The following is a 22,301-nucleotide window of genomic DNA, read 5'->3' on the forward strand; positions in this document are numbered from 1 at the left end:
GATGGCCGGTCTGAAGGGCATGGGCCGCGTCGAGATCCCGCCACTGCCACCGGGTGCGGTCACCCTGCCGGACGGTGCGTTCAAACTCGGCGACGGCACCCTGCACCTACCCGAGGGCGCAGCCGTCCCGGAAGGCGCGTTCGAAATCCCGAAGGGCTCGGTCAAACTTCCCGACGGCGCGGAGATCCCCACCGGAGCCATCGACCTGGGCGACGGCGTGTACCACCTCCCCGAAGGCGTGATCCCGCCCGCGGGCTCCCTGCCGATCCAGGAAGGCGCCCTCAAACTGCCCGGGGGCACCACCGCCCTGCCCGAAGGCACCTTCAAGGGCACCGACAAGGACGGCAACGTCATCCACCTCGACCGCCAGGGCAACATCCTCGGCGAAGACGGCACCCTCAGACAGCACCACACGGCCGCCCAACGCGAGAACCCGACGGACGGCTCGGACAGGCGACAACCTCGGCCGTACGGGCGACGACGCCTCGAACCCCAACAGGTCACCGGGCGGAACCGCGAACAACCTGCCGACCAACAGCGCGGACCACACTCCTGCCACGGGCAATAACTCGGGCGAAGGTGCCGGCCAATCGCCAGGGGGCGGCCACGAACATCCTGTCAGCAGCGGCGATCGAGCTGCGGGTACCGGACCGCCTCACCTCGACGGACACAGCACCTCTGAAGGGACTCACGGGGGCGGCCATAGAGTAATCGATCACTTCTCGGGCAACAATCCTGGCAGGCCTAGCAGTGAAGGACCTGAGCTGCCAGGGCCTCGGCACGGCGACGGCCCCGTGGCCCCCGGCGAACCACAGCCTTTCGAACGCGGAGGAGAGACCGAAAAGAGGATCCGGGAAAACCTGCGAGGCTCCAAGGTGAAACCGGGCGATCTGGATAAGGCGCTGACCAACCTGGCAGATCACCCGGCCGGGGGAGAAGTAGCCAACTGGCTCGCCTCAGGCCGGTTCAATGGGCTCCCGAATTACGAACAGGTCGTATCCAGCTTCACCCAGAAGAACGCAATGTCAGGAGGTGTCGAGCAGCTTCGCCTTGGGAGGACGCTGCAGGAGAGCGGCATCACAGATATCAGTTTCGAGATCAAGAAGGACGTCGAAATCAGGCCCGGGGTTGTAACGGGACCAAGAACAGACATGGACGTCATGGCCCGCGACCGTGATGGCAAAGTCTACGGATACCAGTTCAAAGAGGTATCGAATCCGAAGAAGGTCGGCAGTAAGATGTGGCAGAACATCGGCCAGCTTGCTGATTCCCAAGCGGATGTGAAAGTCTATGTCGTTGACACAAAGGGTACTCTCGCGGACATGATGGCATCCGGCATAGAGAGAGACCTCAGCCGGATTCATTCCGAGCGCGGTGTGATCGTAGTGCTGCGCGTGGAGGATGGGACACTTATGTACCCACCGGGCGCGAACTTCATGCCAGGAGGACGACCTTGATTTCTAGCACACCGATCGCACAATGGGCCTGGGGCGAACGCGGACACGACACCGATCTGGTTTGCGAGGCGATCCGCAGGTTTTCGGTCGCACTTGAGGTTCTCAATCGCCACCGTCTCGGCACACCACACGGCGGTCAAGTATCTGTGCAGGTTACCGAACCAGGAAACAAGAGCTTCCCGACCCGACAGCAACACCATTTCACCGGCACGCTCGCGGACAGCATCAAGAGGAACACAAAAAGGGGAGCCATCGGTGTGGTGGAAATTTCCACATCGTGCGACGGGCTTTTGGAAACCAAGAATGGAACGGTCGCGACAGAGGGGCTATTCACTCTGTTCGTAGACGTGTCCGAAAGCTATTTCACCGTAGCGTTGGCAACTTTTTCGGATGCATGGATGCGCTACAACCTCAAGGGCCAGGACAATGCTTCCTTGTGTCGATTGAACCGACCGCGACTTGAGAAACTTCTGAAAGATATTTCCACTGCGCTGGAAACAGAAGTGGAACCCGAGGATCCAACCCGGCTCGGCATCTCCACCGAGGAAGGGGTTGAGAACCACTTCGACGAAGATGGCTCCGCCTCCGACGTCTGGATCCGATTCGAGATCCCCCAGCGAAACAGCGTGTTCAGCCAAACACCACCGTTCCAGTCAACATATCGACGCGAGACTTCTGGCCAGGTCTCCTACCTTCCCGTACACGGCGAGGGTCAGATTCTGGGCTATTTGTGGGCATCGGATGCCGATACGGCAGCGAGCTTCGAGCCCCGTGACGAGGCTGATCTCGCCGGGTACCATGCCGGTCTGGTGTGGCTGAAAAGACTGCAGGAAACTTTCGAGCGAGGCTTGACACCTTCTGCAGCCCTGGAGAGCTTCAGAAATTCTCCGGATGACAGGACAGCAGGACATATCCCAAATGGGTCGCCGACCACCGTCGCTGATTTCTGGGTTCTGCGCGGAATGGCCAGTGCGTGAGTCTCTTTCATCCTGGGCTGGCAGGTGAAACTCACTGGTCAGGGTACGTGGGGACGAGACAGGGCCTCTCGGCCGGACGGGCGACGACGCCTCGAACCTCAACAGGTCACGGGGCGGAACCGCGAACCACCTGCCGACCAACAGCGCGGACAACGGCACGCCGGGTGGTGGCCCACGAGGCGGCCACGGCGGCCACGCCCCGGCGAACAGCCTGGACGGGGACGGCCCGACCGGCACAGGCGGCCGGGACATGCACGGGGGCACCGGCACCAATGCGTCGGACGGAGGAACCACCCGGGAACCACCCACCAGGGTGACAGCGGGGGCCACGGTGCCCCGGGTGGCTCCGATGCGGGCAGCCCTGACGATGCACCCAAATCGTCGCCCGGTGGTGCGGGAGGACTTCGACGACATCGAGGACTTCGACGACGCCACCGAGGCCTGGGACGAGCGGTGGGAGGCCGTCATGTTCGCCCCGGAGCGCACCGTCGGCGCCATCGTGATCTCCCACCTGGGCTGCGCCCAGAGAGAATGGCTGATCATCAGCGGCAGCAACCGCGGCACGATTTGGTCCGACTGCCGGGTGGACGACGTAGACCTCGCCCCGCTGCTCGACGACGACTCTGCGCCGGTGACGTTCGCCCGCTGGTACACCGACTGGCTGGAGAAGGCCGAACGCACAGCCCTGTCGGCCCTGTAGGCCCGTCGGCCTGTGCTGTTGAGCGTTGCGGTTGGCCAAACGGGCTGAGTAGGCCCTCAGCCACACTGAGGGCCGGTGCGGCAACGGGTGCGGCGACCGTTGATCAGAAAGGGCTCGCACCCGGTCCTGCACCAGCCATGACCGACGACAAGCCGCGTCCCGGACATGAAGATCACGATCTGCAGCCGGAGTATCGGACGATCAGGCCCCGTCGCGTGCGGTCGCGTCGGAGGGTCGACCGGATCGTACGGTGCGAACTTCGTCGAAGCTTCTCTCCGCGGGGTCGACGTCCTCGGCCGGTTCGCCAGGGAGCCTTCCACCTGTAGTGGCCCACCTGGCGGCCCAGCCATGGCAAGAAACCGGCCACATGCTCTCCGGGCCCGTCACCCGAACGGCGGACCGTCGTTTGTGTTGTGGGCCGGAATACGGACTGGGTGGCGTAGCAGACTGTGACGCGACGCGCGCCGCGGACACATGCGTCAGGTGGGGTGCCGGGGTGCACATACGGACAGGCGTCGAGGAGGGTGTGATGGGTGTGGAGGCCCACGCGACGAACGAGCGGGTGACGGGGCGCACGTGGACGGTGCGGCTCGATCCCGTCGGGCGCGGCCGTGCGGACGTACGCGTGTCGTGCAGCCGCCCGGCCTGCGCCGCGCAGGCGCTGCCCTCCGCGGCCGTCGGCCGCACGGCGGCGGTCGAGCATCTCAAGGCCCACCTGCGCGCGGGTCCGGCCCCCCGTCCCTCGGTGTACTGCGCCTGCCGGGCCGAGGAGTGCCACACCCACATCCGCCCCGCCGGTCCGCGTGAGCGTCCCGCGCCCTGGCGGTGCGGGGGCGCGGTCGTCCTGGCCGTCGTCACGGACCGGGAAGGGCGCTGGTGGCGGGTCATGGAGTGCTGCTCGCGCTGTGCGGCCGCCCACCCCACCGCGAAGGTCGTCGCCACCGCCCCGGTCCCCGCCCGGCCGGATCCGGCCGGGGGCTTCAGGGCCGCCGCCGCCCCCGCGTCGACCGTGTCGGCCGTCGGCCCGCACTTCTCGCACAGCGCCCCCGGGGCCGCCGTCCCGCAGCAGGTGCCGGTTCGCCGGCCCGCGAGGCCGACGCGGCAGCGCGCCCGGCGAGGGAGGATCGCGCAGCGCTTCGTCCCGCACGACCTGCGGCCCATCGCGCTGCGGGACGAACTCACCGAACTCGGTGAGCTCTTCCGCGCCTACCAGCAACGCGCCGAACCCGACCTCGAGGTGCTCGCCGACCTCCACGCCCGCAAGGCGAAGGCCTTCTCCGCCTGGGCCGAAGTCACCGCTGACACAGGACTGCGCCTCGACGCCCAGCGAGCCGAACAGGCCGCCGCCACCGTCCGGCGCCAGCATCTGCATCGCATCGGCGAGGCTCCGGACGGTCACGGGCCCGCTGTGGCAAGGCTGTTGACCGCGCCCGCGCAGTGGGATCACGCGCGGGCCGTCCTCACCCACGTGGCCGACCATGCTCCCCTGCCGGGCCCGGACGCCCGCCTGCTGGTGGTGATGCTGACGCTGCGCGTCGCGCAGTCCGGCGTCGGCAACCTCGTCGGGCAGGACCTCAAAGGGCTGCCCCTGCGGGAGCCCGAGCAGCTGGTGGGGCAGCTGGTGGAGTGCGGTTGGCTGGGTATCGCCGGGACCGTCGACGAACTGATCGCCTCCCGCCCGGAGAACCCCACCCGGATCAGCGTGCCGTCCCTGACACCCGACGAGAGCGACCCGGGCCCGTTCACGTTCGGCAGGAAGATGCGCCCCAAGCTCAGCGGATGGGCGCAGAGAGTCGTCGGGGAGAAGAAGCTCCGCAAGGCCAAGACCGCGGCCGACGTGCGGCTGCTCGCCCTGGCCCTGGTCACCGGGGCCGACGCCCACGGACAACTGGGCCCCCAGGGCCGGGGCATCGGCCTGGAAGCCCTCGCCTCCTGGTGCGCCATCGGGCCCGGCGACCTCCCGGAGCTCGTGGACCGGCTGACCGCGGCGGACTGGCTGACCGAGGCGGCCGTCACCGACGACCTCCTCACCGGCCGGCTGACCGAACGCGTCCTCCCTCTCAGCTGCCCGCTGACCTGAGAAGCAGTGCGCGGCCGAGGCCCGCGCCGCGCCGGATCTCGAGCCGGGGCCTGCCGGCGTCGCCAGGACCCACGGAGGCCCGGAGGCCCGGAGGCCCGGAGGCCCGGAAATCATCCGGGCATGACATCAGAGACGGTCATCCCGCCGCGTCGGGTGTCTGGAGCCCCCGGGAAAGGTCCTACGACACCCCCAGTCGCCCCGCCAGGTCCGCCAGGTCCTCCGCGTACAGGTCGAACCGGTCCGAGGCCGTGGGCGGGTCGCCGACCGGGCGGGCCACATAGGCGGTGCGCAGGCCCAGTGCCTGCGCACCGCGCAGGTCCCAGGCATGGGCGGCGATCATCAGCAGGCGCTCCGGCGGACGCCCGGCGACGGTGACGGCCAGTCGGTAGACCGCCGGGTCCGGCTTGTAGGTGCGGGCGTCCTCGGCGGACAGGGCCTGGTGCCAGCGCAGTCCGGCGTGGGCGTTCAGTTCCAGCAGCGCCGTCCGGCTCGCGTTGGAGAGGCCGATCAGCGGGAAGTGTCCGGCGAGCCGGGCGAGCCCGGCCACGGTGTCGGGCCACGGCGGGAGGCGGCGGGCCGACCGGGCCAGCTCCTCCACCACGGCCGGATCCCCGACCCCGGCGGCCTCCGCGACGACCCCCGCGGCCTCCCGGTCGAGGACGTCGCTGGGGAGGTACGGCCGGTCGCCGTCGAGGACGCGACGCTGTTCCCGCTCGATGTGCCGCTGCCACAGCAGCAGAAGCCGTTCGGTCCCGGGACCGTCCAGGGACGGGTCGAGGGCGCGGATGCCGGCGCGGAGCCCGGCGGGTTCGTCGACGAGTGTGCCGAGCACGTCGAACACGAGGGCGTCGTATTTCGGCTCTGCCATGGCGGCGGTCTCCTGGAGGACGGCGGGGGAAGGGAAACAGAGGGAACAACGCCGCGACGTCAGCTTCCGATGCCCTATTTCACCGTGATCGACCCCACGAACGCGTCCAAGTCCTTCGCGTCGACGGCGTCCTTCACCGCGTTCAGACGCACCACGAACGGAACGCCCTTCGAGTCCACGCCCGCGACCAGGACCCCGGTCATCGGCGTCCCCGCGTTCGGGGTGTCCTCCTGGCCGTCCGCCGTGAAGTCGTAGTCGATCCGGCGGGCTTCGCGGGCCTCACCCGCGCTGTCCGGGCCCGCGAGGCGTACGTCCTCCGTGGCCTTGCGGGTGGAACCCAGGCCGATGCCCGCGCCCGCCGCTGCCGCCGCGCCGGCCGCGTCGTCCACCCCCGTCGCGAAGTCCAGCTGGACCGAGACCATACCGGTGCGGATGCCGTCCTCCACCTTGAGCGCGACGGCCGCGTTGGCCTCGGCCCGCTCGCCCGCCGGCTGTTCCGCGTACCCCTGGTTCTTCGGGTAGCCGACGCCCAGGCTCTTCGTGTCCAGCGTGCCCCAGCCCTCGGGCACGGACGCCGTGCCCTGGTCGCCGCCGCACCCGGTCAGCAGGAGGGCCGCTCCCATGACGGCCATGCCCATGACGGCCGCCGTGGTGGCCCTCATGCGCCCCCGGATCCGCCCCGGCCCCGGAGTCCTGTCTGTCCCGGCACTCATCGCCCGTGTCACCGTCTCCCCGCTCCCCGTGTCTCCGCCTCGTCAGTTCGCGCAGTAGCTGTACGGAAGATACGTGCGCAGGTCGCCCTGTGGGGCCCCGAGGAACCGCGCGTCCGCCAGCGTCTCCTTCTTCTCCTCCGTGCCGAGCGAGAATCCGAGGCTCATGCCGAGGGAGATCTCGAAGCCGAACTCCTGGGCGTCGCTCTCGCCGGTGTACCGCATGCTGCTGGACAACCCGTCCTCGAACATCAGCTGCTGGAACGGGTCGTTGCCCTCCGGGCGGGTCTCCATGCCGTGGTCGCCGAAGAGGTACTCGAACGGGGCGGTGTTGTTGCCCGAGCCGCCCAGCCACTGCTCGGCGACGGCACGGTTCGCCTCGGTGGCCGCGTCCGTGTCCTTGCCGAAGACGATCGAGTTCGTGACCACGTCGATGCCGGTGTCGCCCGAGGAGTCGGAGACGCTGCCCTTGCCGCCGCGCTTGTCCTGGCCGCTCTCGCCGTTGTCGCCGCCGACCTCGACCTTGCCGGACGTCGAGCCGCTCTCCACCGTCTGCGTCATGTCGATGCGGACGATTTTGCCGGTCTTCTGGTCGCGGGTGACGGTGATGGCGCCCGTACGGTTCTGCTTGCCGCCCACGGTCCCCTTGACCGGGCCCACGTTCCCGCCGGCCTTGCCCTCCAGTTCGAGCTTGGCGGTGTACGTGTACGACTCGTTGCCGTTTACGTCGTCCTTGGTGATCGTCACCTCGGGCGAGAACTTCGCCTTGCCGCCCAGTCTGGCGCCGAGTTCGTCCTCGTCGCCGCCTTTGACGGAAAGGCCACCGTCCGCGTAGGCGTTGAGGCCGACGGTCGAGTAGGAGATCTTCTTGTCGCCGATCTTCCTCTCGATGTCCTCCTTCTTCTCCGCCCACTTCATCGCGGAGTACCAGCCACCGCCGTAGCCGCCGCTGTGCTTGGTGGAGGTCTCCCACATCTTCATTTCCTCGATGTCGTCCCGCATCTTCTCCGCCTCCTCCTCGCTGGAGAAGATCCAGGTGTCACCGTTGGTGATCTTGATCCCGCCGCCGATGTCGACGTCCGCCTTGCCGAGGCTCCCGAGCTTGGCGCCCGGGGTGCTGGCGGTGGCCCCGGCGGACGCGGCGTCGGTGAACGTCATGGAGACGACCTTGTCGTTGCCGTCGACCTTGCCGTCGCCGTTCACATCGGTGCTCGCCTGGGAGACCTTCTGCTGGAAGCCGTACTCCTCGCCCCACTCGAACCAGCCGATCTTGACCTTGCCGCCCGCCGTGTCCGAGATGCTGGAGACCTGGCACATCTTGGGCTCGTAGTCGGCGTCCGTCTTCGGCTGCGCCTCGGGATCCGGGCCGCCGGTCGAGCACGAGCCGCCGCCACCGGCCAGGGAGCTGATCGCGCACCGCAGCCGCTCCCCGATCTTCCCGCCGACCCCGGCCATCGCCATCGCGCCGATCAGCATGGTGACCAGCACGACGAGGCCCAGGTACTCCGTCGCCGTCGCGCCGCCGTCGCGCCAGTTGTACGAGTACTGCGGCGGGGCCGGGGACCGGGTGGCGCGCTCCTCCAGCAGCCGGTCGACCGCCACCCCCGACGCCGCGCCGGCCGCCAGCGAGACGGCCGGCATGAGGACGCCCTCGATGCCGACGACGTCCCCGGCGACGGCGAAGCCGTACAGCAGGCCGGCCAGCGGTACGGCCAGGGCGGCGAGCAGGTACAGGGTGCGGGAGGACTCGCGGTGCTCGTCGGGGAGGATCCGGGCGGCGGCCAGGACGGTCAGGAGCGTCACCAGGAGAGCAGGCAGGTGGAACAGCGCCAGTCGCCAGCCGAAGGACTCCAGCCGTGCCTCGGTGCCCAGCAGTTCGACCAGGACGCGGCTCGTGACGAATCCGGCGGCGAGGTAGACGAGCGCGCCCGTCACCCAACTGCGGGTCAACGCGAAGAACCGGCCGCCCTGTCGGCCGTGGCGTGGGGCGCCCGACCCCGCGATGCCGTGGCGCCCCGGCGGTGTGTGCCCCGCGCTCCGGTCTCCCCAGCCCCCGCCACCGCTCACGGCGCACCTCTCCTCGACCCCGCGCATGCTGCCCGACGGCTGAGAGCGTACGGCCGAAAAGCTGCCCCCACCCGGGCCCCCGGCCCCAAAGCCGGGCCCAAGTGCCGGATGGGGGAGTTGTGTTACGGCGCCGGAGTGCGGACGCGGGGTTATGTCGCCGGGGGTGCGGCGCCGTTCCGCTTGGGGCCGCCCGTGGGCCCGTGGGCCCACGCGGCCGGGGCCGCCGCTCAGTACGCTCGGAGGTGCCGGGGGTCGCCGACCACGACGCCGGTGCGATGCGGAGCGATGGGGGTGGGCGTCGATGGGTGCCGGATTCTTCTACTCGTACCACCTGGGCTGGACCCGGCTGGACGCCCGGACGCTGCTGGGCGACCTGGAGGCCGAAGGGCTCCGCCCGGCGCACCCGGTGACCGGCCGCGTGGTGCTCGTCAGCCTCGACTCCCCCTCCCTGGGGGCCCGTTCTCCGGTCACCCGCGAGCAGTTGCTGTCCATCGCCGGCCTCCAGCGGCTGCACGAGGTCGGATTCCGGTTGTGGACCGACGATGGCCTCGACCTCCTGGTGCGCATCCGGCGGGCCCGGACCGGTGTCGTCGCCGTCGAGTTCTCCGTCGGGGAGCTGCCCGAGCCGGAGCGGGAGCGCGCGGTGAGCGCCATCCGGCGGACCGTGGGACGGGCCTCCGTGCTGTGCATCGGCTTCGTCGTCGACCGGGGCGGTGCGACGGCCGCCACCGACTGGGACGGCGTCGTCATCGAGGGCGCGGCGCACCTCGACGCCTGGCCGGACACCGTCGCCGTACGGGACGAGACGGCGGCCCGGCACCCGCAGTTGGCGGTCATGGACGCGGTGGAGATGTCGCCGTGGAAGGTCTTCGGGAACGAGGTGCTCGGCGTCTGAGCCGAGCCACCCGGCCGGGACGGGCCCCGGCTGCCCGTGGCGGGGAGAGCCCACCGCCGACGTCATAATCGGCCGTATGTCCGATCACCAGCTCCGCACCCGGACGGCCGCCGGTCCGGCCCCGGGCCCCCGCGATCCAGGGTCCCGTGCCGCCGCCGCGTTCCGGGCCGCCGTGCCCGCGCTCGCGGTCTACGCCGCCGTGCGGGCCCTGGGGCTCCTGGGCTTCTGGGCAGCCGCGGCGGCCGCCGGGAAAGACCCCCTGGGGCCGCTCAGCGGACGCTGGGACTCCGTCTGGTACCAGCGCATCGCCGAGAACGGCTACCGCTACACCGTCACCCTCCCGGACGGCTCCGTCCACTCCGACCTGGCGTTCTTCCCTCTCCTCCCGGCTCTGGAACGCGCCATCTCCGCCGTGACCCCGCTCACCCTCGGCGGCGCCGGCCTCCTGGTCGCCTGGACGGCCGGGCTGCTCGCCGCCTGGGGCATCTACGCGGTCGGCGCCCATCTGCACGCTCGGCGTACGGGCGTGGTGCTGGCCGCGCTCTGGGGTGTCCACCCGACGGCGTTCGTCCAGTCGATGGCCTACACCGAGACCCTGTTCACCGCGCTCGCCGCCTGGGCGCTGTACGCCGTCCTCAAGGGCCGCTGGATCGTCGCGGGCGCGTTGTCCGTCCTGGCGGGGCTCACCCGGCCCACGGCGGCGGCGCTCATCGCGGCCCTGGCGGTCACCGCCGCCGTCACCCTCGTACGGGAGTACCGCGCCGGCGACCGCATCGGTCCGGTCCTCCGCCGCAACGTCCGGATGATCGCGGGCGTGGCACTCGCACCGCTGGGCTGGCTGGCGTACGTGGTGTTCGTGGCGGTACGCGAAGGCAGCCCGTTCGCCTACTTCGACGTCCAGGCGCAGTGGGGCAACGACATCGACGGCGGTCGCGCGCTCGGCGCCTTCATCGCCGGCCTCCCGTGGCCCGCCGCCCTCGGCCTGTGCGCGGCGCTCGGGCTGCTCGGGTGGCTGGTGGTCCTCTGCGTACGGCAGCGGCAGCCGCTCCCCGTCCTCGTCTACGCCATCACGATCGTCGTCATCTCGCTGATCGGCGCCGGATACTTCGGCTCCCGGCCGCGCCTGATGATGCCCGCGTTCCCGCTGCTGCTCCCGCCCGCCGTGGCCCTGCTGCGGCTGCGCACCACGGGGCGCACGGCCGCCGTGCTCGCCGTCCTCGCCTGCGCGTCCGCCGGTTACGGGGCCTGGACCCTCCTCGGCGCGGGCCCGCCGTAGGGCCGCGCCACGTTTGGTCGCGGGCGCGCGCTAAGCCCCGGGGGCGCCGGAAGCCCCGGAAGTGCCGGAAGCCTCGGGGGCCCCGGGACCGCCGGGGGCCCCGGGAGCCCCCGGAGCCCCCGACGCCTCAGCCGTGGAGGCCGTCGCCCGCAGCTCCACCCGTACGCCCGGCCGCACCCCCCACCGCCCCATCGCTCCGGCCTCCGCCTCGACCACGTGCCGGGCCCGCAATCGGGGCAGCCCGAGGCGGCCGGGCTTCATCGTGCGAACCGCCAGGACCCTGAACTTCCGGTCCAGGTACGCCACATCGATGGCGAACCGCATCCGGAAGGTGTGCACACTCCCGCACGGGGTGAGCATCAGCGCCCCCTCGATCCCGTCCCGCCCGAGCAGCCCCCGGGTACGCGCCCGGTACGAGGCCGCGATCCGCAGCGGCACCTCCCGGACCCCGGCCCCGATCCCGGCCCCTTCCGCGGCCCCGGAGTCCGTGCCGACCGTGAGCGTCCCGTCGCCATCGCGCCATGTCCTCATGGGCACCGACCGTAGCCCCGGCCGGGCGTCCGTGGTTCCCGAACGCCGACGCCTGGGCCCCGAACGGCCATTCCTGGGCCCCCGGACCCAAGCCCCCTGCTCCCGCGGCCCATTAGGGTCGTCCCGTGGACGCCGCGCTGCTCGCCCTCGCCGCGGTCTGGGGTGCCGTCACCGGACTGCTGATCCCACGCGCCGCCTACCGGTTCGCCGTCGAGCCGGAGGAGCCCTGGCGTACGGCGTGCCCCGCGGGCCACCCGCTCACCGGCCCGGGCCGCGGCTGGCTCGGCCCGGCCCGGTGCGCGCCCTGCGCCGCCCCCGGAACCTCCGCCTCCGGGGTCGACACCGCCCCCGGAACCTCCGCCTCCGGGGTTGACGCCGCCCCCGGAACCTCCGCCTCCAGCCCGTCCGCCTCCGGGACACCCGACCACCGCCCGCCCGCCATCGGAACTCCCGACCCCGGAACTTCCGCCTCCGGCCCGTCCGCCTACGCCCCGGGTGTCCTCGCCCCCCTGGTCACCGTGGTCGCCTGTGTCGTGCTCGCCGCCGCCACCGGGGCCAGGCCCGAGCTCATCGGGTGGCTGGCGCTGGCCCCCGTCGCTGTGCTCCTCGCCGTCGTCGACCGGCGGGTCCACCGGCTGCCCGACCCGCTGACCCTGCCCCTTGCGGGCGCGGCCGTCCTGCTGCTCGGCGGTGCCGCTCTGCTTCCCGGGCACGCCGGATCCTGGACCTCCGGCCTGCTGGGCGGTCTGGCCCTCGGCGGCTTCTACTTCCTGCTCTTCCTGATCAACCCGAACGGCATGGGCTTCGGCGATGTGAAACTCGCCCTCGCCCTGGGCGTCGCCCTCGGCTGGTACGGCTGGGCGGTGCTGTTCCTGGGCGGGTTCGCCGGGTTCCTGTTCGGGGCGGCGTACGGACTCTCCCTGGTGCTGCTGCGCCGGGCGGGGCGCAGGACCGGCATTCCGTTCGGCCCGTTCATGATCGCCGGAGCGCTGGCCGGCCTGCTGCTGGGGGCCCTGGCCGTGTGAGGACGCGGGACCCGCGCGCGGCCTCCCGCGCGCCCCGTACCCGCCCGGAGTCCCACCGGAATCCGTTCGCGTCCCCCGGGCCCGCCTGACACGATTCCCGCATGTCCGGACCTTCCTCTCCCGCCCCCTTCGCCCTCCCCTCCGACGCCTTCGCCTCCTCGGCCTCCCGCGACCGGTTCGAGGCTCTCGTCGCCGAGGCCGACGCCGTCTCCGTGGACGGATGGGACTTCTCCTGGCTCGACGGCCGGGCCACCGAGGAGCGCCCCTCCTGGGGGTACGCCAGCGCGATGGCCGACCGGCTCGGCCGGGCCCGTGCCGCGCTCGACCTCCAGACCGGCGGCGGCGAGGTGCTGGCATCCGCGCCGAAGCTTCCGCCGGTCACCGTGGCCACGGAGGCCTGGCCGCCGAACATCGCCCGCGCCACCGCCCTGCTGCACCCGCTCGGGGCGGTCGTCGTCGCCGACGAGGACGAACCGCCACTGCCCTTCGGGGACGCCGCATTCGACCTCGTGGTCAGCCGCCATCCGGTCACCACGTGGTGGGAGGAGATCGCGCGCGTCCTGACCCCCGGCGGCACGTACTTCTCCCAGCAGGTCGGCCCCGCCAGCGTCTTCGAAATCGTCGAGTACTTCCTCGGCCCCCAGCCGCCCGAGGTCCGCCGCGGCCGGCACCCCGAGGACGCGCGGGCCGCCGCGACGGCGGCCGGTCTCGACGTGGTGGATCTGCGCTCCGAGACCCTGCGCACGGAGTTCCACGACATCGGCGCGGTGGTCTACTTCCTGCGCAAGGTGATCTGGATGGTGCCCGGATTCACCGTCGAGCAGTACCTTCCCCAACTGGCCGCGCTGCACCGGCGGATCGAGACGGAAGGGCCGTTCCCCGCCCGCACCGCCCGCTTCCTCGTCGAGGCCCGAAAGCCCCGATGACGGTGGCCGGATCCCGTCGCACCGGTCAACCCGCCTATCCCGTACGCCAGTTCAGCATCGTCCCGGAGGCAACGGGATCGGGCGGGCGGCCGTCCTACTCGTCGTGAGGCACGCACAGTGAAGGAGTGGGAGCCGTCATGACCGTGGAGAGGGAAGACTGTGCGGGGCCGGCCAGGCGCGCGCGGCACGGCAACGCCGACTGGCTCACGGGTGCCAGGATCACCGCCGTACTCGGGGTCTACTACCGGCCCGAGGGCCGGGCGGGCGAGCCGGAGGCCGTCGAGTTCGTCCTCGCGGGGGACCAGTCCGTCCTGCTGACCTGTGCCTCCGACCGGACGCTGCGCGTCACCCCGGGCACCTGGCCCCGGCTGCCCGACTGGTGCGTACCGGCGACCCGGTGGCAGCACGCCCCGCCCGCCCTCCTGCCGCCGGTGCCGTACGGGGGAGCGTGGACGGTCGTGGGCACCCAGGAGCTCAGGGACGCCGGCGGGGAGGTGCTCCAGGCCGTCATCCGGTGCGAGGAAGGGGACTTCGTGGTGGTCGCCGGGGACACGGTGACGGTCCGATTCGACCCCCGCTCCTGACCCGCACGCCCCACCACGACCTACGCCCGGCCCGTACGCCCGACCCCCAGCCGTACGCCCGACCCTCCCAGCCGTACGCCCAGCCCCCGGCCGTACGCGCAAGCCCCGGCCCGTACGCCCGCCCTCCGGCCCGTACGCCCGCCCCCCGGCCCGTACGCGCAAGCCCGCTCCACCCGCACACCCCGCCCTACGCGTGCGGTCCCACCGTCACCGGGCCGACCGTCAGTTCCGCCGTCCCCTCCATGACCGCGGCGACCCGCTCCACCTGCTCCTCCAGGGCCCGCAGCCCGGCCGCGGGCAGGGGCTCCAGCGGTTCCACCGTCACCGCGATCCGGCGGCCCGAGCGGCGCTGGTGCCAGACACCGGCCACCGTGCCGTCCACCAGCAGCACCGGGAAGTTCCCCGCCTGACCGCCCGCGAGGGCCCGCTCGTACGCCGCCCCCGGGAACAGCTTCTCGCGGGGCTGGGAGGCGATGGTGAACGCGTCGAAGTACGGGAGCAGGCGCACGCCCCGCACCGGCTCGTCCGGGAAGACCGTGTCGCCCGCCACCACCCACGCCGTCCCCTCATCCGCGAACGTCACCTTCTCGATCGCCCCCGACGCGGCCAGCGCGGCGAACCGCTCGGCCACCCAGGGCCTCGGCGCGGCGAGCCACCGGGCGAAGTGCGCGGGGGTGGCCGGCCCGTACGCGTACAGGTACCGCTCGATCAGGGCCGGCAGTGCCCCGGGGCCGGGCAGCGGGGTACACGCGGGGTTGGTGTACGTCGCCTTCCGGCCCCGGTTCGGGGCGTAGGCGAGGGCGCCCCGGTGGCCCGCCAGGTGCAGGACCTGCCGCCAGCGCGGCCACATCCCCTGGAACCCCGGCATCACCAGGTCCCCGGCCCACGGCCCGGTCCGTGCGACGACCTCCTCGGAGAGCTCGTCGATCGTGAGCTCCGCCCCGGTCAGCGCCGCCGCGATGGCCGCGACGACCTCCTCCACCTGCTCCGGGGTCATCCGGGCGTCCTTGGAGAACGGGTACGTGCCGGCCGGTACGGCGGACAGGGCCCCGGTCCACAGGGGCAGGTCCGCCGCGGGCAGCAGGTGGACCGTGCCGCGCGGCCCGAACGTCTTGACCAGGGTCCGGTCGGTCCACAGGGCCGTCACGACGTCCGTGCGGGTCAGCCCGTCCCCGCGCAGCCCCACGGACAGCTCGGCCGCCGACAGCACCTGGGCGTGCGCGCCGAGCATCGCGGCCACCGCTCCGCCGGGCGAGGTGAAGGGCGACGCGGTGCCGGCGGCGTCCGGGTGGAGACGCTGGCGGGCCAGCCGTCGGGCGTTCGCCCCGGCCCAGGTCACTGTCGCGGTCGAGGCCGAGGTCGCACGGGAACGTGTCGTCATGCCTCGAAACCTAGAGCCCTCAACGGTCAGGTTCCGTCCTCTACCGCACCGCGGCGGCGTCAAGGCGACGGCGCCCGACGACCCCTCGATACGGGGGCCGATATCGGGGCCGATACAAGGGTCGATACCGGGCGTCCCTCGGGCGTCCGCCCTGCCCGGAACGCAGTCCGGCGCATCCGGAGAGTAATGGTGGAGTGGCGCGGCACGCGACAGCACTTACGAAGGGTTATGGTGGAAACCCCCCCTCGGGCCGGTCCGTATCCCCCCCCACGGACCGGCCCGTTTTTTGTGGGCCGGGGCGGGCGCCGGCCTCCGTGCCCCCGCGGCCTCCGTTCTTCCTCCAGTGGAAGCCCTGTCGAGCGACGTCAGCTGCGACCGGCCCAGATGTTCGTGCCCGCCGTGTCCACCGCGAAGGCGTCGATCGCCTCTCGCTCCTCGGCGGTCAGCGCCGGACCCGCGAGGGCCGCCACGTTCTCCTCCAGCTGCTTCACGCTCGACGCGCCGATCAGCGCCGAGGTCATCCGGCTGTCGCGCAGCACCCACGCGATGGCGAGCTGGGCGAGCGACTGGCCGCGGCCCCGCGCGATGTCGTTGAGCCCGTTGAGCCGGCGGACCACCTCGTCGGAGAGCAGACCGGGGTCGAGGGACTTGCCCTGGGTGGCGCGCGAGCCCTCCGGGATGCCCTTCAGGTACTTGTCCGTGAGCAGGCCCTGCGCGAGCGGCACGAAGGAGATGCAGCCCATCCCGGCCGCCTCCAGGGTGTCGAGCAGCCCGTCGTCCTCGATCCAGCGGTTGATCATGGAGTAGGACGGCTGGTGGATCAGCGCCGGCACACCCATCTCCTTGAGCAGCCCGGCCGCCTCGGCGGTCTGCTCCGCGTTGTACGAGGAGACACCCACGTACAGCGCCTTGCCCTGCTGGACGGCGGACGCCAGGGCGCCCATCGTCTCCTCCAGCGGAGTGTGCGGGTCGAAGCGGTGGGAGTAGAAGACGTCGACGTAATCGAGGCCCATCCGCTTCAGGGAGGCGTCGAGCGAGGACAGCAGGTACTTCCGCGAGCCCCACTCGCCGTACGGGCCGGGGTGCATCAGATACCCGGCCTTGGTGGAAATGATCAGTTCGTCACGGTATGGGGCGAAGTCCTGGGCGAAGAGCCTGCCGAAGTTCAGCTCGGCCGAACCGGGCGGCGGACCGTAGTTGTTGGCCAGGTCGAAGTGGGTGACCCCGAGGTCGAAGGCGCGGCGCAGGATCGCCCGCTGGGAGTCCAGGGCCCGGTCGTCGCCGAAGTTGTGCCACAGGCCCAGCGAGAGGGCGGGCAGCTTGAGGCCGCTGTGCCCGGTCCTGCGGTACTCCATGGAGTCGTAGCGCGAACCGGCGGCGCGGTAGTACAGGTCGGGGGAGAGGTGATCAGTCACGTTTCATTCCTTATCACGGAGTTGTGACAGACCGGGTTGGGCCCCTGAGACCCGGTCGCAGTAATGTGGCGGCTTCGGGGAATGCCGATGTGCGGCGCGGCGAAGGCCCGCGCGGGTCCATGCGGACCGCGCAGCGCTCCCCCGCGGGGGCGGACCCCGGACCCCCGGCGACGGGGAGGGCGGGCCCCGGGCCCGTACGGAACCGAGAGGGTGAACTCAGTGAACTTCCGCGACCTGGTGTACAGGCTCTACGCGCGCCGGGTGGAAGGCCGCCTGGACCACGACCAGGTGCCGAAGCACATCGGGGTCATCCTCGACGGCAACCGCCGGTGGGCGAAGGCGTCCGGCGGCTCGGCGGTGCAGGGCCACCAGGCGGGCGCGGACAAGATCTCCGAGCTGCTCGGCTGGTGCAGCGAGACCGATGTCGAGGTCGTCACCCTCTGGATGCTCTCCACGGACAACTTCGACCGGCCCGAGCACGAGCTGAAGCCGCTCCTGGGCATCATCGAGAACACCGTACGCAACCTCGCCGCCGACGGGCGGTGGCGCGTTCACCACGTCGGCACCCTCGACCTGCTGCCCGCCGGGACCCAGACCGTGCTCAAGGAGGCCGAGCAGGCGACGTCCCATGTCGACGGGATAATCGTCAACGTCGCCGTGGGCTACGGCGGCCGCCAGGAGATCGCGGACGCGGTGCGCTCGCTGCTCCTGGAGCACTCGGAGAAGGGCACGAGCTTCGAGGAGCTCGCCGAGGTCGTCTCCACCGACCTGATCTCCGAGCACCTCTACACCCGGGGCCAGCCCGACCCCGACCTGGTGATCCGCACGAGCGGCGAGCAGCGGCTCTCGGGCTTCATGCTCTGGCAGAGCGCCCACTCGGAGTACTACTTCTGCGAGGTCTTCTGGCCGGCCTTCCGTAAGGTCGACTTCCTGCGGGCGCTGCGCGACTACGCCGCCCGCCACCGCCGCTACGGCGCCTGAACCCTTCCCGTTCACTCCTCCCGCCCGATGGCTCTCCTGTACAAGGGGGGCCATCGCGTATGTGAGGGGGTAACCGCGCGTCCACCGGGACTTCTCCACACCGTGTCATATGCGGCGGCATGGCTGCCCGCGGAAAAGGGAATACCCCTGTCAGGTCGACGTCCGGTCATCAACCAGGCGGATGTCGCATCCAAGTGAGCGGCACCCAGCCCGTTCGCCCGGGAGGCCCTTTGCACACGAAGGACCGTACGCAGCGTGCGGCCGACGCGGAGGCCGTGGTCCGGCCCGAGCACAAGGGCCCGATCCCGGTCCGTCCTCTCCCTTCGGGAAGCTCCGCGACCGTTCGTCGCACTCCCCGACCTCGTCCGAGGGGGTACGTCCTTCCGTGGTGACCAGTACCAAGCGCCGCATGTCCGACAGGCGCACCTACGTTCTCGACACCAGCGTCCTGCTGGCCGACCCAGGCGCCATGGCCCGCTTCGACGAGCACGAAGTCGTGCTGCCGATCGTGGTGGTCACGGAACTGGAGGCCAAACGGCACCATCCCGAGCTCGGGTACTTCGCCCGGCAGGCCCTGCGCCTGCTGGACGACTTCCGGGTCCGGTACGGCCGGCTGGACGCCCCGATCCCGCTCGGGGACCTGGGCGGGACGCTCCGTGTCGAACTCAACCACTCCGATCCCGGCGTCCTGCCCGCCGGCTACCGGTTGGGGGACAACGACTCACGGATTCTCGCGGTCGCACGCAACCTCCAGGCCGAGGGGTACGACGTCACGGTCGTCTCCAAGGACCTGCCACTCCGCATCAAGGCGTCCTCCGTGGGCCTCCTCGCCGAGGAGTACCGCGCGGAGCTCGCCATCACCGACTCCGGCTGGACCGGCATGAGCGAACTGTCCCTCGCCGGGGAACAGATCGACCTGCTGTTCAGCGAGGAGACGCTGTACGTCCCCGAGGCCGCCGAACTGCCCGTGCACACCGGACTGGTCCTCCAGTCCGAGCGCGGCAAGGCGCTCGGCCGGGTGACGGCCGAGGGCAACGTACGGCTCGTGCGGGGCGACCGGGAGGCCTTTGGCATCCACGGGCGCAGCGCCGAGCAGCGGATCGCCCTCGACCTCCTCCTCGACGCCGACGTCGGCATCGTGTCGCTGGGCGGACGCGCGGGCACCGGCAAGTCGGCGCTGGCCCTCTGCGCGGGCCTGGAGGCGGTGCTGGAGCGCCGGCAGCACAAGAAGGTGATGGTCTTCCGTCCGCTGTACGCGGTGGGCGGACAGGAGCTCGGCTATCTCCCCGGCAGCGAGGCCGAGAAGATGAGCCCCTGGGCGCAGGCGGTCTTCGACACGCTCTCGGCGGTCGCCGGGCGCGAGGTCATCGAGGAGGTGCTCGGGCGCGGGATGCTGGAGGTCCTGCCGCTCACCCACATCCGCGGCCGCTCGCTGCACGACGCGTTCGTGATCGTCGACGAGGCGCAGTCGCTCGAACGGAACGTCCTGCTGACCGTGTTGTCCCGAATCGGGGCGAATTCTCGTGTCGTGCTCACCCACGACGTGGCCCAGCGGGACAACCTCCGGGTCGGCCGGTACGACGGAGTCGTCGCCGTCGTCGAGAAGCTGAAGGGTCATCCGCTGTTCGCCCACGTCACCCTCACACGTTCCGAGCGTTCACAGATCGCCGCGCTGGTGACCGAAATGCTAGAGGAAGGCCACATCTGACGCGCATGTCCCTTTGATGCCGTCCGGCGAGCCAAGGAGCTTAGCCGGGCGGCATTGTGCTGCGCCGTCATTTCCGGAAAACCGGTGGCCCAAACGGGGTGTGACCTTTCCCACGCAACAGAGAATTGCCTCCCGGCGTCCCCATCCGGCAGAGTCTTGCTTCCGTCAGGCCCCGCATACGGCACTTGGGCACCTCCAGAGGCGCCACGCACCACACAACTCAACACGAGACGCCCGTATGCCGCCCGCGAGCACCACGCGGCAGCCTCCTCGCCGGGGTTGCCCAACGGGCCCGTGCCTCCCGTGACCCACGCAGTAGGGAGGCCAGTGCCAGGGGCACGATTGCGCCCGCGAGGTCACCTAAGCGGGCGATGCTGGAAGGACACCATGTGAGCCGGATCTCGGTCCGGGGGTTCGCCGTGGCATCTGCCACCGCGGTCACCACCGTAGGCGCCGTCGTAGGCGTTGCTGCGGGCGGCGCACCTGCCGCCGACGACAACAACTTCGAGGCGGCCGCAGCCGACACCACGCTGCTCGCAGACATCCCCGCGGGCCAGCAGGCCGTGGTCCAGACCGCTTCGCTGACGCAGCAGGCCGATGCCCAGGCATCCGCCGCAGACGCCGCCGCGAAGAAGTCGGCCGAGGAATCTGCCCGCATCCAGGCCGCCAAGGACGCCAAGTCCAAGAAGCAGGCGGCCGAGGACCGGGTCGAGGCCGAGCGCAAGGCGGAGCAGGCCGAGAAGGCGAAGAAGGAAGCCGCCGAGCGCGCCAGCCGTTCTTCCGTCCGCGACGCCGCCTCGTTCTCCGCGCAGGGCTCCTACAGCGTGGCCGACGTCAAGGCGATGGCCCGTCAGATGGTCCCCGCGGACCAGTTCCAGTGCTTCAGCAACATCGTGAACCACGAGTCGACCTGGAACTACCGCGCGACCAACCCGTCCTCCGGGGCGTACGGTCTGATGCAGGCGCTCCCGGGTCACAAGATGTCGTCCGCCGGCGCCGACTGGCAGACCAACCCGGCCACCCAGATCAAGTGGGGCCTCAGCTACATGGACGGCCGTTACGGCAGCCCGTGCGGCGCCTGGTCCTTCTGGCAGGCCAACAACTGGTATTAGAGAGAGCGGGCGAAGTCCACGGACCGCCCTCTCGACCTCGCGAGGCCCCTCACCGTCCGGACGGTGAGGGGCCTCGCGCGTGTACGGTCGCATTCCGGCGCACCCGGGGGCGTCGCGAGGCGTCCGGACGGGCCGAGGAGCGCTGGGTGGCGAATATGGGGGAAGGAAAGCAAGCATGTCGAAACTGCCGGGCTGGCTGGGCCGCTTCGGGTCCGAACTGACGGAGCTGGGAGCGCGACTGGACGAGCGGCGGGCGCGCGCCGCCGCCGACGACCCCCTCGCGGCGCGAGATGCCTCCGCCGTCCCCGAGTACGACCCCGGTCAGGTGCCCGCGCCGCCCTCGTACGCCCCCTCCGTCGCCGCGAAGCCGGATCCGGTGGCGGCGCTCCCGTGGGGGATGCGGGTCGCCGCCGAGGCCGGCTGGCGGCTCCTCGTCCTCGCGGGGACGCTCTGGGTGCTGATGCGGGTGATCAGCGCGGTCCAGCTCGTGGTGCTGGCCTTCGCCGCCGCGCTGCTCGTCACCGCGATGCTCCAGCCGACCGTCGTCCGGCTCAAGCGGCTCGGGCTGCCCCACGGGTTCGCCACCGCCGTGACCGCCGTACTCGGGTTCGTCGTCATCGGCCTGGTCGGCTGGTTCGTGGTGTGGCAGGTGATGGAGAACCTCGACACGCTCTCCGACCGGGTCCGCGACGGCATCGACGAGCTGAAGCGCTGGCTGCTCGACAGCCCCTTCCACGTCACCGAGTCGCAGATCAACGACATCGCCGAGAACCTCAACGACACCATCGGCACCAATACCGAGGAGATCACCTCCGCCGGGCTCCAGGGCGTCACCGTGATGGTGGAGTTCCTCACGGGGCTGCTGCTGGCGATGTTCTCCACGCTGTTCCTGCTCTACGACGGCCGGCGCATCTGGGAGTGGTCGCTCAAGCTGGTGCCCGCCGCGGCCCGCCCCGGGGTCGCCGGCGCCGGACCGCGCGCCTGGCGCACCCTGACCGCGTATGTGCGCGGCACGGTGCTCGTCGCATTGATCGACGCCATCTTCATCGGATTCGGCCTCTACGTCCTCAATGTGCCGCTCGCGGTGCCGCTGGCCGTGTTCATCTTCCTGTTCGCCTTCATCCCGCTCGTCGGCGCCGTGGTCTCCGGGGCGCTCGCGGTGGTCGTCGCACTGGTCACCGAGGGGGTGTGGACCGCGCTGTGGGCGCTGGTGGTGGTCCTGGCGGTGCAGCAGATCGAGGGCCACATCCTGCAGCCGTTCATCCTCGGCCGCGCCGTCCGGGTCCATCCGCTCGCGGTGGTCCTCTCGGTCGCGACCGGCGGTCTGGTCGCGGGCATCGGCGGCGCGGTGGTCGCCGTACCGCTGGTCGCCGTGATCAACACGGTGGTCGGCTATCTGCGTTCGTACGGGGCGCCCGGCGCACCGGGCGGGCGCGGCGGGCACCACGGGGCCACCGCCCTGTCGACGACCCCGGCGCACGCCGCCACCGAGGCACCGGCGCCACCGGGCCCGCGGGACGCCCCGGACGAACGCGCGCAGGAGAACGCACCTCCGCCGCAGGAGTAACGGCGCGGGACGCGGAAAAGAAGAGCCCCGGGGACGGTCGG

Annotated in this window: 18 protein-coding genes and 2 pseudogenes; 14 read left to right on the forward strand and 6 right to left on the reverse strand. The window is 71.2% G+C overall.

Annotation, left to right across the window (positions count from 1 at the left end):
* The 5 genes and pseudogenes from IG90_RS0108495 to IG90_RS0108510 all read left to right on the forward strand — a co-directional run.
* A pseudogene (locus tag IG90_RS0108495) lies at window positions 1-568 on the forward strand (hypothetical protein); the annotation flags it as partial.
* Between the two features lie 226 nt (window positions 569-794).
* Entirely contained in the window at window positions 795-1,457 is a 663-nt protein-coding gene (locus IG90_RS44720) for a hypothetical protein (protein ID WP_167344988.1), read from the forward strand.
* Window positions 1,454-2,434 (forward strand): hypothetical protein, encoded by a 981-nt coding sequence (locus IG90_RS44245; protein WP_157846310.1) that lies wholly within the window; start codon window positions 1,454-1,456, stop codon window positions 2,432-2,434. Before IG90_RS44720 ends, IG90_RS44245 begins: the two co-directional genes overlap by 4 nt.
* Window positions 2,435-2,831: 397 nt before the next feature.
* Window positions 2,832-3,134: pseudogene (locus IG90_RS0108505) on the forward strand (SMI1/KNR4 family protein); the annotation flags it as partial.
* Between the two features lie 529 nt (window positions 3,135-3,663).
* Window positions 3,664-5,214: a hypothetical protein gene (locus tag IG90_RS0108510; protein ID WP_030579949.1), complete on the forward strand. Its 1,551-nt coding sequence runs from the start codon at window positions 3,664-3,666 to the stop codon at window positions 5,212-5,214.
* A 178-nt stretch (window positions 5,215-5,392) separates the two neighbouring features.
* Here the strand turns inward: IG90_RS0108510 and IG90_RS0108515 are convergent, their stop codons facing one another.
* The 3 genes from IG90_RS0108515 to IG90_RS0108525 all read right to left on the reverse strand — a co-directional run bounded on the left by IG90_RS0108515 (window position 5,393) and on the right by IG90_RS0108525 (window position 8,859).
* Window positions 5,393-6,082, reverse strand: a complete 690-nt coding sequence (locus IG90_RS0108515; RefSeq protein ID WP_030579950.1) for a haloacid dehalogenase type II — start codon at window positions 6,080-6,082, stop codon at window positions 5,393-5,395.
* 74 nt (window positions 6,083-6,156) lie between these two features.
* Window positions 6,157-6,744, reverse strand: coding sequence for a hypothetical protein (locus IG90_RS0108520; RefSeq protein ID WP_030579953.1), 588 nt, complete (start codon window positions 6,742-6,744; stop codon window positions 6,157-6,159).
* Between the two features lie 93 nt (window positions 6,745-6,837).
* Window positions 6,838-8,859 (reverse strand): hypothetical protein, encoded by a 2,022-nt coding sequence (locus IG90_RS0108525; RefSeq protein ID WP_030579955.1) that lies wholly within the window; start codon window positions 8,857-8,859, stop codon window positions 6,838-6,840.
* A gap of 301 nt (window positions 8,860-9,160) precedes the next feature.
* Between IG90_RS0108525 and IG90_RS0108530 the strand changes: the two genes are divergently transcribed.
* Together IG90_RS0108530 and IG90_RS0108535 are read left to right on the forward strand one after the other, a co-directional pair.
* Window positions 9,161-9,754 carry a hypothetical protein gene (locus IG90_RS0108530; RefSeq protein WP_030579957.1) on the forward strand — a complete coding sequence of 198 codons (594 nt, stop codon included), beginning with the start codon at window positions 9,161-9,163 and terminating at the stop codon, window positions 9,752-9,754.
* A gap of 76 nt (window positions 9,755-9,830) precedes the next feature.
* On the forward strand, window positions 9,831-11,030 hold the full coding sequence (locus tag IG90_RS0108535) for a glycosyltransferase family protein (RefSeq protein ID WP_030579958.1): 1,200 nt from the start codon (window positions 9,831-9,833) through the stop codon (window positions 11,028-11,030).
* A gap of 30 nt (window positions 11,031-11,060) precedes the next feature.
* Here IG90_RS0108535 and IG90_RS0108540 read toward each other — a convergent pair whose 3' ends face one another.
* Window positions 11,061-11,561, reverse strand: a complete 501-nt coding sequence (locus IG90_RS0108540; protein WP_233435974.1) for a DUF192 domain-containing protein — start codon at window positions 11,559-11,561, stop codon at window positions 11,061-11,063.
* 125 nt (window positions 11,562-11,686) lie between these two features.
* Here IG90_RS0108540 and IG90_RS0108545 point away from each other — a divergent pair, with 125 nt between their 5' ends.
* From IG90_RS0108545 to IG90_RS0108555, 3 genes are all read left to right on the forward strand, one after another.
* Window positions 11,687-12,586 (forward strand): prepilin peptidase, encoded by a 900-nt coding sequence (locus tag IG90_RS0108545; protein WP_030579963.1) that lies wholly within the window; start codon window positions 11,687-11,689, stop codon window positions 12,584-12,586.
* 101 nt (window positions 12,587-12,687) lie between these two features.
* Complete coding sequence (locus tag IG90_RS0108550) at window positions 12,688-13,512, forward strand: class I SAM-dependent methyltransferase (RefSeq protein ID WP_030579967.1); 825 nt, start codon at window positions 12,688-12,690, stop codon at window positions 13,510-13,512.
* Between the two features lie 137 nt (window positions 13,513-13,649).
* Entirely contained in the window at window positions 13,650-14,096 is a 447-nt protein-coding gene (locus IG90_RS0108555; protein WP_030579970.1) for a hypothetical protein, read from the forward strand.
* A 187-nt stretch (window positions 14,097-14,283) separates the two neighbouring features.
* Here IG90_RS0108555 and IG90_RS0108560 read toward each other — a convergent pair whose 3' ends face one another.
* Window positions 14,284-15,477, reverse strand: a complete 1,194-nt coding sequence (locus IG90_RS0108560) for a winged helix DNA-binding domain-containing protein (RefSeq protein WP_030579973.1) — start codon at window positions 15,475-15,477, stop codon at window positions 14,284-14,286.
* A 365-nt stretch (window positions 15,478-15,842) separates the two neighbouring features.
* Window positions 15,843-16,892, reverse strand: coding sequence for an L-glyceraldehyde 3-phosphate reductase (mgrA, locus tag IG90_RS0108565; RefSeq protein WP_030579976.1), 1,050 nt, complete (start codon window positions 16,890-16,892; stop codon window positions 15,843-15,845).
* 219 nt (window positions 16,893-17,111) lie between these two features.
* Here mgrA and IG90_RS0108570 point away from each other — a divergent pair, with 219 nt between their 5' ends.
* The 4 genes from IG90_RS0108570 to IG90_RS0108585 all read left to right on the forward strand — a co-directional run bounded on the left by IG90_RS0108570 (window position 17,112) and on the right by IG90_RS0108585 (window position 22,260).
* Window positions 17,112-17,873 (forward strand): isoprenyl transferase, encoded by a 762-nt coding sequence (locus tag IG90_RS0108570; protein WP_030579979.1) that lies wholly within the window; start codon window positions 17,112-17,114, stop codon window positions 17,871-17,873.
* 385 nt (window positions 17,874-18,258) lie between these two features.
* On the forward strand, window positions 18,259-19,581 hold the full coding sequence (phoH2, locus tag IG90_RS0108575) for an RNA 5'-3' helicase PhoH2 (RefSeq protein ID WP_030579983.1): 1,323 nt from the start codon (window positions 18,259-18,261) through the stop codon (window positions 19,579-19,581).
* A 389-nt stretch (window positions 19,582-19,970) separates the two neighbouring features.
* On the forward strand, window positions 19,971-20,693 hold the full coding sequence (locus tag IG90_RS0108580) for an aggregation-promoting factor C-terminal-like domain-containing protein (protein WP_030579986.1): 723 nt from the start codon (window positions 19,971-19,973) through the stop codon (window positions 20,691-20,693).
* Between the two features lie 175 nt (window positions 20,694-20,868).
* Complete coding sequence (locus tag IG90_RS0108585) at window positions 20,869-22,260, forward strand: AI-2E family transporter (protein WP_030579989.1); 1,392 nt, start codon at window positions 20,869-20,871, stop codon at window positions 22,258-22,260.
* Window positions 22,261-22,301 lie beyond the last annotated feature (41 nt).

Source organism: Streptomyces anulatus (assembly GCF_000721175.1).
GTDB classification, from domain to species: Bacteria; Actinomycetota; Actinomycetes; order Streptomycetales; family Streptomycetaceae; genus Streptomyces; species Streptomyces anulatus_C.

Excerpts from the sequence above, each read along its gene's own strand:
- IG90_RS0108510 (WP_030579949.1), top strand. The coding sequence starts at position 3,664 with ATGGGTGTGGAGGCCCACGCGACGAACGAGCGGGTGACGGGGCGCACG.
- IG90_RS0108515 (WP_030579950.1), bottom strand. The coding sequence starts at position 6,082 with ATGGCAGAGCCGAAATACGACGCCCTCGTGTTCGACGTGCTCGGCACA.
- IG90_RS0108520 (WP_030579953.1), bottom strand. The coding sequence starts at position 6,744 with ATGAGGGCCACCACGGCGGCCGTCATGGGCATGGCCGTCATGGGAGCG.
- IG90_RS0108530 (WP_030579957.1), top strand. The coding sequence starts at position 9,161 with ATGGGTGCCGGATTCTTCTACTCGTACCACCTGGGCTGGACCCGGCTG.
- IG90_RS0108535 (WP_030579958.1), top strand. The coding sequence starts at position 9,831 with ATGTCCGATCACCAGCTCCGCACCCGGACGGCCGCCGGTCCGGCCCCG.
- IG90_RS0108540 (WP_233435974.1), bottom strand. The coding sequence starts at position 11,561 with ATGAGGACATGGCGCGATGGCGACGGGACGCTCACGGTCGGCACGGAC.
- IG90_RS0108550 (WP_030579967.1), top strand. The coding sequence starts at position 12,688 with ATGTCCGGACCTTCCTCTCCCGCCCCCTTCGCCCTCCCCTCCGACGCC.
- IG90_RS0108555 (WP_030579970.1), top strand. The coding sequence starts at position 13,650 with ATGACCGTGGAGAGGGAAGACTGTGCGGGGCCGGCCAGGCGCGCGCGG.
- IG90_RS0108560 (WP_030579973.1), bottom strand. The coding sequence starts at position 15,477 with ATGACGACACGTTCCCGTGCGACCTCGGCCTCGACCGCGACAGTGACC.
- IG90_RS0108585 (WP_030579989.1), top strand. The coding sequence starts at position 20,869 with ATGTCGAAACTGCCGGGCTGGCTGGGCCGCTTCGGGTCCGAACTGACG.